General features: G+C 47.2%; 14 protein-coding genes. 10 read left to right on the top strand and 4 right to left on the bottom strand.

Features of this window, described 5'->3' with window-relative positions; all coding sequences use genetic code 11:
• The first annotated feature begins 339 nt into the window (after window positions 1-339).
• The 8 genes from KIT90_RS10485 to KIT90_RS10450 all read left to right on the top strand — a co-directional run bounded on the left by KIT90_RS10485 (window position 340) and on the right by KIT90_RS10450 (window position 7,399).
• On the top strand, window positions 340-2,100 hold the full coding sequence (locus KIT90_RS10485) for a PTS ascorbate-specific subunit IIBC (RefSeq protein WP_053050131.1): 1,761 nt from the start codon (window positions 340-342) through the stop codon (window positions 2,098-2,100).
• A gap of 121 nt (window positions 2,101-2,221) precedes the next feature.
• Window positions 2,222-2,698, top strand: coding sequence for a PTS sugar transporter subunit IIA (locus KIT90_RS10480; RefSeq protein ID WP_009702554.1), 477 nt, complete (start codon window positions 2,222-2,224; stop codon window positions 2,696-2,698).
• Window positions 2,699-2,707: 9 nt separating this feature from the next.
• Complete coding sequence (locus KIT90_RS10475; RefSeq protein ID WP_009696581.1) at window positions 2,708-3,400, top strand: L-ribulose-5-phosphate 4-epimerase; 693 nt, start codon at window positions 2,708-2,710, stop codon at window positions 3,398-3,400.
• Window positions 3,401-3,404: 4 nt separating this feature from the next.
• Window positions 3,405-4,226: a Cof-type HAD-IIB family hydrolase gene (locus KIT90_RS10470; RefSeq protein WP_005434688.1), complete on the top strand. Its 822-nt coding sequence runs from the start codon at window positions 3,405-3,407 to the stop codon at window positions 4,224-4,226.
• 5 nt (window positions 4,227-4,231) lie between these two features.
• Window positions 4,232-4,879, top strand: a complete 648-nt coding sequence (locus tag KIT90_RS10465; RefSeq protein WP_005434690.1) for a 3-keto-L-gulonate-6-phosphate decarboxylase UlaD — start codon at window positions 4,232-4,234, stop codon at window positions 4,877-4,879.
• Between the two features lie 8 nt (window positions 4,880-4,887).
• Window positions 4,888-5,769 carry an L-ribulose-5-phosphate 3-epimerase gene (locus KIT90_RS10460; RefSeq protein ID WP_285376576.1) on the top strand — a complete coding sequence of 294 codons (882 nt, stop codon included), beginning with the start codon at window positions 4,888-4,890 and terminating at the stop codon, window positions 5,767-5,769.
• Between the two features lie 183 nt (window positions 5,770-5,952).
• The gene (locus KIT90_RS10455) at window positions 5,953-6,381 is read left to right on the top strand and encodes a hypothetical protein (RefSeq protein WP_005434695.1); all 429 of its coding nucleotides are present in this window, start codon (window positions 5,953-5,955) and stop codon (window positions 6,379-6,381) included.
• Window positions 6,382-6,532: 151 nt separating this feature from the next.
• Window positions 6,533-7,399: a glycerol kinase gene (locus KIT90_RS10450; RefSeq protein ID WP_285376574.1), complete on the top strand. Its 867-nt coding sequence runs from the start codon at window positions 6,533-6,535 to the stop codon at window positions 7,397-7,399.
• Between the two features lie 126 nt (window positions 7,400-7,525).
• On the opposite strand, the gene nagB is transcribed toward KIT90_RS10450, so the two are convergent.
• On the bottom strand, window positions 7,526-8,326 hold the full coding sequence (gene nagB, locus KIT90_RS10445; RefSeq protein WP_005448902.1) for a glucosamine-6-phosphate deaminase: 801 nt from the start codon (window positions 8,324-8,326) through the stop codon (window positions 7,526-7,528).
• A 375-nt stretch (window positions 8,327-8,701) separates the two neighbouring features.
• On the opposite strand from nagB, the gene KIT90_RS10440 reads away from it, so the two are divergent.
• Window positions 8,702-8,953, top strand: coding sequence for a DUF3081 domain-containing protein (locus KIT90_RS10440; RefSeq protein ID WP_009706732.1), 252 nt, complete (start codon window positions 8,702-8,704; stop codon window positions 8,951-8,953).
• A 146-nt stretch (window positions 8,954-9,099) separates the two neighbouring features.
• Here the strand turns inward: KIT90_RS10440 and KIT90_RS10435 are convergent, their stop codons facing one another.
• On the bottom strand, window positions 9,100-9,453 hold the full coding sequence (locus KIT90_RS10435) for a DUF413 domain-containing protein (protein ID WP_009696586.1): 354 nt from the start codon (window positions 9,451-9,453) through the stop codon (window positions 9,100-9,102).
• A gap of 148 nt (window positions 9,454-9,601) precedes the next feature.
• Between KIT90_RS10435 and KIT90_RS10430 the strand changes: the two genes are divergently transcribed.
• Window positions 9,602-10,495, top strand: coding sequence for a LysR family transcriptional regulator (locus KIT90_RS10430; RefSeq protein ID WP_285376572.1), 894 nt, complete (start codon window positions 9,602-9,604; stop codon window positions 10,493-10,495).
• 126 nt (window positions 10,496-10,621) lie between these two features.
• On the opposite strand, the gene KIT90_RS10425 is transcribed toward KIT90_RS10430, so the two are convergent.
• Both KIT90_RS10425 and KIT90_RS10420 read right to left on the bottom strand, forming a co-directional pair.
• Window positions 10,622-11,317 (bottom strand): pirin family protein, encoded by a 696-nt coding sequence (locus KIT90_RS10425; RefSeq protein ID WP_285376570.1) that lies wholly within the window; start codon window positions 11,315-11,317, stop codon window positions 10,622-10,624.
• Window positions 11,318-11,341: 24 nt separating this feature from the next.
• Window positions 11,342-11,785: a DoxX family protein gene (locus tag KIT90_RS10420; protein ID WP_038895002.1), complete on the bottom strand. Its 444-nt coding sequence runs from the start codon at window positions 11,783-11,785 to the stop codon at window positions 11,342-11,344.
• Window positions 11,786-11,985: the final 200 nt, after the last annotated feature.

Below are 11,985 nucleotides of genomic sequence, written 5' to 3'. Positions count from 1 at the left end.
ATTATTTGGTGATTACTTGTGATTTGTTTTGATTCTATTAATCACGCTCTTGATTGTCAAATTCAAGACTGGTGAAAATCTGAATCTCATCACAAGAATTTATAAGTTGTTGTATTTATTGGTAATTTAATTTTTGTGTGTGATCCGCTTACCATTTGTAGGGTTTTTTGGAGGGCAAAATTGATAAATATCAAAATAATCACAAATGAGCATTGCGTGATTACTTTTGATTGTTAGAGTTTATTTCGTGAGCAAAAACTGAGTAGATTCTACGACATCAGATGGAATCACTCTGACCTACATACGATTACAAATAAAAAACACTCTAGGGGTAAAGATATGGAGTTCTTGTACGACATCTTCTATATTTTTTACAGCCAAGTTATGACCAAAGCCCCACTACTACTGGGTTTGGTAACATGCATTGGCTATTGGTTGCTGAGAAGAGACGCCACCACCATCATTAAAGGTTCCATCAAAACGATCGTGGGTTTCATGCTGGTTCAAGTGGGTGCGGGCACCCTAGTTGCTGGCTTCAAACCTGTGATTTCCAAACTTTCTGAATACCACGGGCTAACCGGCTCGGTCATTGACCCTTACACCTCCATGATGTCTACCATGGAAGCGATGGGCGATAACTACTCCTGGGTGGGGTACGCCGTTCTATTGGCATTAGGTATCAACATCCTCTTGGTACTGTTCCGTCGCTACACGGGTATCCGCACCATCATGCTGACTGGTCACATCATGTTCCAGCAAGCAGGTCTGATTGCGGTGTTCTACTTTGTGCTTGGCGCAAGCATGTGGGAAACCATCATTTACTCTGCGGTGTTAATGGCGCTGTACTGGGGCATCTCCTCCAACATCATGTTCAAGCCAACTGAAGAAGTCACCGGCGGGGCGGGTTTCTCTATTGGTCACCAACAACAGGTGGCGTCTTGGATTGCAACAAAAGTAGCGCCAAAACTGGGTGATAAGAACGACAGCGTTGACCACCTAGAGCTGCCTAAATGGCTACACATCTTCCACGACAGCATCGCAGCAACGGCGATCGTGATGACGGTGTTCTTCGGCATCATTCTGCTTTCATTCGGTCTTGATAACCTTCAAGAAATGGCGGGCACCACACACTGGACTATCTACATCCTAGAAACGGGTCTGAAATTCGCTGTAGCGATTCAGGTGATTGTTGCCGGTGTACGTATGTTCGTTGCTGAGCTATCTGAAGCGTTCAAAGGCATCTCTGAGCGCGTGATTCCAAATGCGGTATTGGCGATTGACTGTGCGGCTATCTACGCATTCTCTCCAAACGCAATGGTATTTGGTTTCATGTGGGGTGCGCTGGGTCAGTTCGCAGCAGTACTGGCGATGCTGGCATTCGATGCGCCAATCATGATCATCCCTGGCTTCATTCCAATGTTCTTCTCTAACGCGACCATCGGCGTATTTGCTAACCACTTCGGTGGCTGGAAAGCGGTGATGAAGATCTGTTTCGTGATGGGCATCATCGAGGTACTAGGTTCTGCTTGGGCTATCCACCTATTTAGCCAACACGGCACAGAGTTCAACGGCTGGATGGGCATGGCGGACTGGGCGCTTGTATTCCCACCAATCATGCAAGGTCTGTCTGCATCGAAAATGTTCTTCTTCGTTCTTGTTGGTCTGTCTTTGGTTTACATGTTCTTCGCTTCTCGCAAGCTACGTGCTGAAGAAGACGCGCAAGGCACAGTAGAAATCAGTGAAGAGCCAGAAGTGATTGAAGCGGTAGAGCAAGCAATCAAAGCGAGCGACGGTCTGCGCCCAGTAAGCATCCTAGCGGTATGTGGTAACGGTCAAGGTTCATCAATGATGATGAAAATGAAGATCGGCAAATACCTAGAGAAGAAAGGCATTCCTCACGTGATGGACTCATGCGCAGTGTCGGACTACAAGTCGAAGCTTGCGAGCACAGACATCATCGTATCGTCGAAGCACCTGTCTGCGGAGATGGATCCAGGCGAAGGCAAGTTTGTACTCGGGGTGCAAAACATGCTTAACCCTAACTCCTTCGGAGACGAGCTACTCGACATCATCAATAAAAACTTTGTACCAGCAAAATAAAACAGCATGACCAAATATCTCTCAATGAAGAGATAAGAAACCAATAACAAACAGCGGATAACAACAGTGGTGCCGGGCTTCGGAAAGCCAAAGTCACGGCACCCAAACTGGAGATAGAACAATGGGATTAAAACAATCACTGATCGACAACAACTCAATCAAACTGCAAGCAAAAGCGTCTAACTGGCGTGAAGCAATCAAGATTGGTACGGACATGTTGATTGCCTCTGGTGCGATTCAGCCTTCTTACCACGATGCCATCATCAGCAGCGTGGAAGAGTTGGGTCCTTACATTTGCATCGCGCCTAATTTGGCACTGCCACACGCACGACCAGAAAACGGCGTGATTCGAACTGCTTTCGCACTGGTTACGCTAGAAGAGCCAATCTACTTTGAAGGCGAAGACGAGCCAGTTGATGTGCTAATCACACTAGCGGGTAGCTCTTCAGACGAGCACATGGAAGGTCTGATGGAAGTGACCCAAGTGTTGGATGATGAAGACAGTGAAACGGGCGTGGATTTGGACAAGCTTCGCCGTTGCCGCAGCAAAACCGATGTATTCAACGTGATTGATGAAGCTCTGGCTGTTACTGCCTAAGGAGAAATCATGTACAGCGAACTGAAACAACGTGTGCTCGAAGCCAACCTCAAACTGCCGAAATACGGCTTGGTGACCTTCACCTGGGGCAACGTGTCTGAGATTGACCGCGAGCGCGGCGTGATTGCGATTAAACCGTCAGGGGTGGAATACGATGGCATGCGCGCTGAGCACATTGTGGTGGTCGATCTAGACGGCAATGTGGTGGAAGGCAATATGAATCCATCCAGCGATACCGCGACCCACATTGAGATCTACAAAGCGTTCCCACAAGTGGGTGGCGTGGTGCACACCCACTCACGCAGCGCAACGATTTGGGCGCAAGCGGGGATTGATATTCCAGCACTAGGCACGACTCATGCCGATTACTTCTACGGCGACATTCCATGTACTCGCAAGCTTTCACAACGCGAAATTGCCGAAGAGTACGAGAAGAACACTGGCTTAGTGATAGTGGAAGAGTTTCGTCAACGCCGTATCGACCCAATGGCAGTACCAAGCGTGATTGTGGCAGGGCATGCGCCTTTCTCTTGGGGAACCAACGCTGACGATGCCGTGCACAACGCAGTGGTATTGGAAGAGATTTCTGCCATGGCATTAGCAACACGTTCACTCAACAGCGGCATCAAGATCCAGCCTGAGCTTTCAGACAAACACTACCTGCGTAAGCACGGTGAAAACGCCTACTACGGGCAGAGGTAACGACATGTACAAAGTGCTTGCTTTAGATTTAGACGGAACCGTTCTCACCGATGACCACAGCATTCACCCAGAGGTGAAAAAAGCGATTCAAGAAGCGCAGCAGAAGTGTCACGTGGTGATTGTCACCGGACGCCATCACACTGCGGCACGCCCGTATTACGATGAGTTGGGTCTTACCACGCCTATCATCTGCTGCAACGGCACTTATGTTTATGACTACCACAATGACCGTGTACTCAAGCACAACTCCATCGATAAGGAAGATGCGCTGACGTTTATCGCCTTGGCGAAGGAGTTTCAGGTCAAGATGGTGATGTATGTAACCGATGCCATGACGTACTCAAACTACAACCCAATTCATTACATGGAAGCGTTGGAAAAGTGGGCGAAAACCGCGCCTGAGCATCTTCAACCGAAGATCTACAAAATCGACTCGTTCAGCGAAGAAGTGCGCAATACCGAGTTCGTGTGGAAATTCGTAGTGGAAGGTTTACCAAGCTCGGTAGAACGCTTGATTGAAAACCCATGGGTGAAAGAGAAATTCAACGGCGAACGCTCGTGGTCGAATCGCATCGACTTCGCAGCAAAAGGCAACAGCAAAGGTTTAAGACTGGCGGAATACGTTTCTGAGCTGGGTTATCACCCGAATCATGTCATTGCCGTGGGCGATAACCACAATGATATTTCCATGCTCCGTTACGCCGGACTAGGCGTTGCCATGAATAACGCAGACGAGACGGTACGTTCAAGCGCCCGTTTGGTGTGCGAAACCGATAACAATAACGACGGCTTAGCTCGTCTGATACGTGAAAAAATTCAAGGATAAGCATCATGACCAAACCAATGATTCAAATCGCTCTAGACCAAACTAACCTAACTGACGCAGTGGCGGTTGCAAGCAATGTACATAGCTATGTCGATGTGATTGAAGTAGGCACCATTCTAGCGTTCGCAGAAGGGATGAATGCGGTCTCAACACTGCGTAAGAACCACCCAGACCATATTCTAGTGTGCGACATGAAGACCACCGACGGCGGCGCGATTTTGTCTCGCATGGCGTTTGAAGCGGGCGCTGACTGGATTACGGTTTCAGCCGCAGCGCACATTGCGACCATAGAAGCGTGTAAGAAAGTCGCGGATGAGTTTAGTGGCGAAATCCAAATCGAAATCTACGGCAACTGGACGATGGAAGATGCGCAAGCGTGGGTGGATCTTGGCATCACTCAAGCGATTTACCACCGTTCTCGCGATGCAGAGTTGGCAGGGATTGGCTGGACAGACGCTGACATCAGCAAGATGCGCCAACTCTCTGAGCTAGGTATTGAGCTCTCTATCACGGGCGGTATCGTGCCAGAAGACATCTACCTGTTTGAAGGTATCAAAGCGAAAACCTTTATCGCAGGTCGCGCATTGGCTGGCGACAAAGGGCAAGAAACTGCAGAAGCATTGAAAGCGCAAATCGACCGTTACTGGAACTAGGGGGCGACATGTATCAGAACCTACAACGTCATCGTGTTGGCTTGTATGAGAAAGCGTTGCCGAAAGAGTTAAGCTGGGAAGAAAAGCTCAGCGTGACCAAAGAGTTGGGCTTCGACTTTCTTGAAATCTCGGTGGACGAATCAGACGAGCGCCGCAGCCGCTTAGATTGGGACGACGAGACGATTTACACTCTGCGTCATCAGTGTGAACGCTACGGCATGCCATTGCAGTCAATGTGTTTGAGCGCGCACCGTAAGTTTCCGTTTGGCTCGGCTGATCCGAAGATACGCGAGCAAGCCGTGCTGCACATGGAAAAGGCGATCGCATTGGCGTACAAACTTGGCGTCCGTACCATTCAATTAGCTGGCTACGATGTGTATTACGAGCCAGCAAACCGTGCTACGCATTTGCGTTTTATTGAAGGTATGAAGGAAGCGGCGAAACTGGCAGAGCGCGCAGGTGTGATGCTTGCTGTCGAAATCATGGACACCGATTACCTCAATTCATTGAGTAAGTTCGAGGTGCTCAATCGCGAAGTGAATTCGCCGTATTTCACTGCTTATCCAGACGTAGGCAACATTTCGGGTTGGAATTACGACGTGTGCACCGAGCTGAAATTGAGTAAGCCGCACATTACCCAAATCCACCTTAAAGACACCTATCGCGTGACGCCAGAGTACAAAGGTCAGTTTCGCGATCTCGTGATTGGCGATGGTGAAGTGAACTTCGATGCCATCTTCCGCACACTCAAAGAGACAGACTGCGTCGTGCCACTGGTGATTGAGATGTGGGCGCAAGATGAACATTGGCGTGCGCACATTCAAACCGCTCAACAGCGCTTAAATCAAGCGTGTGATCATGCGGAATTGCCAAGGTTGTTTGCCGCATAATTCTCTTTAAACCGTATAAACACTTACATGCTCCGGTGCTCGTTATTGGGCACCGTTTTCCCATCGTGGGAACGTGCAGTTTTTAACCCTCGTGAAAACTGCACTCTTTCGTTTCATTGGTTGACTTACCATCAGGGTTGGAGCAAAGTTGCGCTTTGTCGTTATGAAACCCCGTTAATCTGAATGAAATTACTCCATCTGCAACTTTTCTGGTACGAAAAACATCACACCCTATTGGAGATGGAAGACCTGCCAATTCTCACCCCAGCGCAAGAGCAAGAACTGCGTGAGTGGGCGAAGACACGCCGCAAAATCCTCAGCTACGAAGTGCATCAACAGCCTTGGGTAAAAGTGAACGTAGACGGTTTCTCATCGATTTTAGAGCTCAAACCAAATGGCACGCTGGTGGAAAAAGACTTGTTCAGTGAGCGTGGCTTACAGGGCTTATGGAAGGTCAGCGACGGCTTCTTGTTTATCAAAGTCATCAGCGGTGAATTCATCGTCGAATACCAAATTGTTGGTCACACCGAAAACAATGTGCACAGTGGTATCGAGTACATCAACGGCAAAATCAGCACCTACAGCAAATTTGCCAAACTCGCGAATAATTAAGCCGATTCAATTCGATGTAGAGAAAGGAGCCAAAGTGCTCCTTTTTTGTTGTGGATAGAAAATCCCAACTATTCTTACTTCAAGCAATGAAATCAATGCGTTAATATCCAAGTCATTACCTTATTTCAAACAGTAGCAGGAGGCATGAATCGTGTCTGAAAAAATATCGACGTCGGCGCTGGCAAAAATGCGTCAGATAGAAGCTAAGCTGCTGTTTGCGGATCTCAAACGCGCAGGCTACATCGTTCGCCAAGACGAGAAATGGATTTTGACCGAAGAGGGCGCCAAGTTCGGCGGTGAGTATGTTGATCACCCTAAATTCGGGCAGTTCATCGTATGGCCGACTAACTTGCACATCGAGCTTGCTGCAACGTCTGGCAAAACCTACAGCGCAACCCAGTTAGGTGAGAAGCTTAAGCTCAATGCCAAGCGCATGAACCAGCTGTTAAGTGAATTAGGTTGGATCAGTAAATCCGAAGAAGGTTGGAGTTTAACCGAAGCCGGAATCCGCGCTGGTGGCCAGCAGAGAACCGATAAAGAGTCACAGAATACCTTTGTGGTGTGGCACGACGTAGTGCTACGTAACAAGCGTCTCAAGCAGTCTGTGATTGAGTTTTTAGGTCAAGATGCCGAGTCCCATTCGACAGATAAGTCGTTTTCTAGTTTTCGGCAGAAGTTTGAAGCTAAGCACCGCACTTTAGACGGGCATTATGTTCGTTCTAAAGGAGAACTGCTGATCGATAACTGGCTGTATTTGGCAGGAGTAGTACACGCTTATGAGCGTCAGCTGCCGATCGACCAAGATGTGACAAGCGATTTCTACCTACCAGGTGGAAAGGTCTATTTGCAGTTTTGGGGCAGCGATTCTGGTGAGATGTTAGAAGCGGAGCGAGAAAAGATTCGTACGGTTTACGAGCAGCATAACTTCAACCTCATTGAGGTCGAGCTGAGTGAGTTAGATAAACTCGATGAGGTATTGCCAAAACGTCTGCGCCAGTTTGGTATTCAAGCTTATTAAACGCCTCGCTAGCGGTTGTTTAGATTCCTACACCTTCAAACCTGCCAGTCTCTAAAAACGAAAAAACCCGTGATGACTCACGGGTTTTGTGTATTCAGCGTTTATCTTTGGGTGTTACCCGAAGGATTAGAAACCTTTGATGTTTTCCGCTTCTAGCTCAGAGAAGTACTTAACAGTCTTCACTTTAAGCTCTTGTTGTGAAGGCTCATCACAAACGATCACTGCTTTAGGGTGTAGTTGAAGTGCAGAAACCGTCCATAGGTGGTTTACGCTGCCTTCTACTGCTGCTTGTAGAGCAAGTGCTTTGTTGTGACCAGTTACTAGGATCATCACTTCTTCAGCGTCTAGTAGCGTGCCAACACCGATAGTTAGTGCGTACTTAGGAACTTGGTTGATGTCGCCATCGAAGAAACGAGAGTTCGCGATACGAGTGTCTTCAGTTAGTGTCTTGATGCGAGTGCGAGAAGACAGAGAAGATGCAGGCTCGTTAAATGCGATGTGACCGTCGTTACCTACGCCGCCCATGAATAGGTTGATCTTGCCGTAAGACTTGATTTTGTCTTCGTAGCGTTGGCATTCCGCTTCGTGATCTTCCGCGTTACCGTTAAGAAGGTTGATGTTCGCTTCTTGAATGTTTACGTGGTTGAAGAAGTTGTTGTACATGAATGAACGGTATGATTCTGGGTGATCCGCAGGGATACCGATGTACTCGTCCATGTTGAAAGTCACAACGTGTTCGAAGCTCACTTCACCAGCTTGGTAAAGTTCGATCAATGCTTTGTAAGTTGCTAGAGGAGTGCCACCAGTAGGTAGACCCAGAACGAACGGACGCTCAGCAGTTGGTTTGAAGTCGTTGATGCGCTTAGCGATGTGTGCTGCTGCCCACTTGCCTACTTGTGCTGCTTGAGCTAACGGGATAAGTCTCATTTTGTGCCCCTAGTTATTGGAATTTAAGATGTCCTGAAACATTAATTCGCATTATAAAATAAGTAATGACGATCTGCTATTGTTTTAGGTCAAAATTTTGCTTTTTCTTTAACCAATGTTGCTTTTCTCAACAGTTTTCACGTTTGCTTGTTGCGATTACCCTCTTATATAGAGTGCGTTAGACTAGTTGATTAGCGTTTAAAATTTATGACTGAAAAAAAGTTTTTTGGCTGAATGAGCGAGCCAAATTGAACCGAGTTGCGTAGGAGAAGGGGAAGAAAAATGCCGAAGTTATGATCTCACGCAATCTATGGTGTGGCACGGCGTTTCTTCCTTAACCATACTTAAAGTGTGTTTATTGCTGAGGGAATCGCAATGAAAAACGACTTAGACGCAACCAAAGTGCTGCAAGCATACGAATGTGTGATGAACAACGGCACGCCTACCGAGTTTGGCAAGATGTATGAAGGGGTAGAAGCCTTTTCTGATTACGACGGCTATAACGTGTTTCTGAGAGGCAATGGCGTGGAGCTCAAAGTGGGTTTCCACAACACCTATCAGTTGGAGTATGACCAAGAGCATCTTAAAGACAGCTTCTTGAAGAAGGTCGCCATGCTGGCGAAGTGAGTGCTCGCCGGATAAATAGGCTTACTAAAAAATGAAAAAGCCCTTTGGTGAAACACCTCTGGGCTTTTGGAAAAGAAAAATTTTTGCAACTCCACAGAATGAAACACTCTGGGGATTAACCAAGCATTAAGGCTTGGCAGAGTCGGTTAATCGTCTTCTGCTAGGCTCTCTTCTGCGTAGTCATCTGTCGCCTCTGGTTTGTTACGACCATTTAGCGTGTGGAAGCGTTTGCGACCACGAGCTAATTGTGTGTATTTTAACCAAGTGCGCTCGATCTTAGTTTTCGCTTTGCCTGGGTTTTCCAGAACTTTCACGAAGTGTTTCTCTTCGCTGTTCTCAGGTGTCAACTCGCCTGACTCTAGGCCAAGCATAGTATCCCCATAAATTGTTAGGATTTCCTCTTCCGAAAGAGTAAAATCGCCAGACTTTGCAAAGCCGCGTGGGAATTTTACGTTGTCGTAAAAACGTTTTTTGCCATGACGAAATTCAGTGTCAGACATATCAACAGCCTCTGTAACCGTTATTGATGAATGTGATGAATTACGGCGAAAATTAGGCGCAAAGCTAACAAAAGAAAAACAAAACTTTTTTGTCGTCAAAATTTTAATTAGTTGTTAATCTGGTTTTATATTGACCAGGAGATGGTTTATGGATGTAAAGGTCTTTCGAACATTTTTAGAGCTGGCAAAGGTTCGTCACTTCGGACGAGCTGCTGAGAACTTGTACATTACTCAAGCCGCAGTGAGCGCACGCATCAAACAACTCGAAAGTTATTTCGATACGCAGTTGTTTATTCGTGATCGAAATAACATAAAGTTGACCTCCGCAGGTGAGCGTTTAATAGGCTATGCAGAGGTGATGGTCACCACTTTGCAGCAAGCCAAACTCGAATTATCCCTCGAAGATGGCAAAGCGTTACAGCTCACTATGGGTGGTACGCCGAACATTTGGGATGCTTACCTGCAAAACTGTTTGAGTGTGGTAACAGACTCGTTTGGTGGTTACGGTTTTATGGCGGAAGTCATGGGACGTGAGATGCTAAGCCGCAGCCTGCTTGAACGCACTCTCGATATGGCTTTCGCCTTCGATCAAATCAAAGCGGATGAGCTTAACTGCAAAAAAGTTGCTGACGTGGTGCTGGTGCTCGTGTCTACCGAACAAGATTCTCTTGATACGGTGTTTAACAAGAAATACGTTTACGTAGATTGGGGTACGCGCTTCGCTTCAGAACACGCAGAACGCCACCCGAAAAACCCGGCGCCTTACCTTCGCACTTCTACCGCTCGTATCGCGTTAGACTTCGTTTTAGAGAAAGGTGGCAGCGCATACCTACCAGCGTCTCTGGTAGAGCCGTTTATTGCAAGCGGGCAGCTCCACAAGGTGTCTGGCGTAGAAGATTGGTACCGTCCTATCTATTTGAGCTATCGCAAAGCCAGCACGTCTGTAGAAGCGATTAAGCAGGTTGAAGAAATCGTAAAAGAGATTGACCCGCTAACCGCGTACAGCTTGCAGCAAATTGCGGACATTCCAGCAGACGAGTAATTTCTGCTTTTGCGATCCAGAGCAAAATTAAACGAAAACCCCTTGGTGTGATGCCAAGGGGTTTTTTATATGAGATTGCATAAATCTTTAAGTATTTATAAACCTAAGCAATGGCTGAACCGAGAGTTATGGCAGATCGAACACCAGTGCGGTTGTTGGTTTGTCCGAATCATTGCGGAACATGATGGTGCTCTGCTGTTCTACTTTCGCTCCATCACCACCGGTCAATGTGGTGTTGTCGACCTTAAGCTCACCTTCCACTTGATGAACATACACGTTGCGACCTGATTCGATAGCAAAGCTTAACTCGGAGTTTGCGTCGAGAATCAACTGATGCAGTGTGGCATCTTGCTTGATATGCAGCGTACCGTTCTCACCAGTTGGTGTTGCAATGGTGGTTAAGCCTTTTTCCTGACCAAAGTCTTTTTGTTGGTAACCTGGTTTATTGCCAAACGTGTTTGGTTGAATCCAGATTTGCAGAAAGCGCAGTGTTTCACTGTCTGAAGCATTGTATTCACTGTGGTAAATCCCTTTGCCAGCCGACATCAGTTGGAATTCACCAGCAGGCAAGGTTTTTACGTTGCCTTCACTGTCTTTGTGAGCGATAACGCCTTGCAAAACATAGCTGATGATCTCCATGTCGCGGTGACCATGTGTATCAAACCCTGCATTGGGTTCTACAACGTCATCGTTAATCACGCGTAGCTCTGAAAAGCCCATGTGTTGCGGATCGTAGTAGCTGCCGAAAGAGAAACTGTGCTTACTGTCGAGCCAACCAAAATTCGCGCGACCACGGTCATTTGCATGTCTTACGGTAATCATAATCATCTCCTCCTAGTGATCGTCTTACGCTAGTTTCTGACGAAGTGCTTCATCCAATGCGGCTTTGCCTGCGCCAGAGAAAGCGAGAGAAACGCTTGCTGCCAGTAGTGCTAAACCAAACTCGTAACCGTTGTTCGACATAAACAAACCGTTTTCAAAGTGAACCGAGAAAATGGCGATCACCATGGTGAATGCTAACGCCACCGCTGCAGGGCGGGTAAGCAGACCAAGCAAGATAAACAAGCCGCCAAAAAACTCTGCACTGCCAGCTAAAAATGCCATCAACATGCCAGGGCCTAAACCAATCGATGCCATCCATTGACCTGTACCTTCAAGGCCATAACCGCCAAACCAGCCAAAAAGTTTTTGTGCGCCGTGCGCCATAAAGATGATGCCGACTGGAATGCGAAGTGCGAGTGCGCTGTAACCCGCGTTTGAAGTGGTGATTTTCTGTAGTAGTGCTTTCATGACTTTATCCTTTCTCGAATTTTTCTGATGCGGAGTGGTGACTCCCTTGCCGTTGAAATCAGTGTAGGTAGGAGGAGAGAAAGAAAAAATTGGGGCAATTTGATGTTCTCGTTCGATAAATTCGATGGAACGTTTTTAACTGAATAAATACAGACGCTTAGGTTGATGTTAGACGTTGTTTATGGGCTGTTGCTGTGATG

The organism is Vibrio sp. B172a (genome assembly GCF_030248355.1).
In the GTDB taxonomy this organism is placed as follows: Bacteria; Pseudomonadota; Gammaproteobacteria; order Enterobacterales; family Vibrionaceae; genus Vibrio; species Vibrio owensii.
This window is presented reverse-complemented; position numbering and strand designations above follow the sequence as displayed.

Excerpts from the sequence above, each read along its gene's own strand:
- nagB (WP_005448902.1), bottom strand. The coding sequence starts at position 8,326 with ATGAGACTTATCCCGTTAGCTCAAGCAGCACAAGTAGGCAAGTGGGCA.
- KIT90_RS10430 (WP_285376572.1), top strand. The coding sequence starts at position 9,602 with ATGGATGTAAAGGTCTTTCGAACATTTTTAGAGCTGGCAAAGGTTCGT.
- KIT90_RS10425 (WP_285376570.1), bottom strand. The coding sequence starts at position 11,317 with ATGATTACCGTAAGACATGCAAATGACCGTGGTCGCGCGAATTTTGGT.
- KIT90_RS10460 (WP_285376576.1), top strand. The coding sequence starts at position 4,888 with ATGTATCAGAACCTACAACGTCATCGTGTTGGCTTGTATGAGAAAGCG.
- KIT90_RS10470 (WP_005434688.1), top strand. The coding sequence starts at position 3,405 with ATGTACAAAGTGCTTGCTTTAGATTTAGACGGAACCGTTCTCACCGAT.
- KIT90_RS10440 (WP_009706732.1), top strand. The coding sequence starts at position 8,702 with ATGAAAAACGACTTAGACGCAACCAAAGTGCTGCAAGCATACGAATGT.
- KIT90_RS10465 (WP_005434690.1), top strand. The coding sequence starts at position 4,232 with ATGACCAAACCAATGATTCAAATCGCTCTAGACCAAACTAACCTAACT.
- KIT90_RS10475 (WP_009696581.1), top strand. The coding sequence starts at position 2,708 with ATGTACAGCGAACTGAAACAACGTGTGCTCGAAGCCAACCTCAAACTG.
- KIT90_RS10435 (WP_009696586.1), bottom strand. The coding sequence starts at position 9,453 with ATGTCTGACACTGAATTTCGTCATGGCAAAAAACGTTTTTACGACAAC.
- KIT90_RS10455 (WP_005434695.1), top strand. The coding sequence starts at position 5,953 with ATGAAATTACTCCATCTGCAACTTTTCTGGTACGAAAAACATCACACC.
- KIT90_RS10485 (WP_053050131.1), top strand. The coding sequence starts at position 340 with ATGGAGTTCTTGTACGACATCTTCTATATTTTTTACAGCCAAGTTATG.
- KIT90_RS10480 (WP_009702554.1), top strand. The coding sequence starts at position 2,222 with ATGGGATTAAAACAATCACTGATCGACAACAACTCAATCAAACTGCAA.
- KIT90_RS10420 (WP_038895002.1), bottom strand. The coding sequence starts at position 11,785 with ATGAAAGCACTACTACAGAAAATCACCACTTCAAACGCGGGTTACAGC.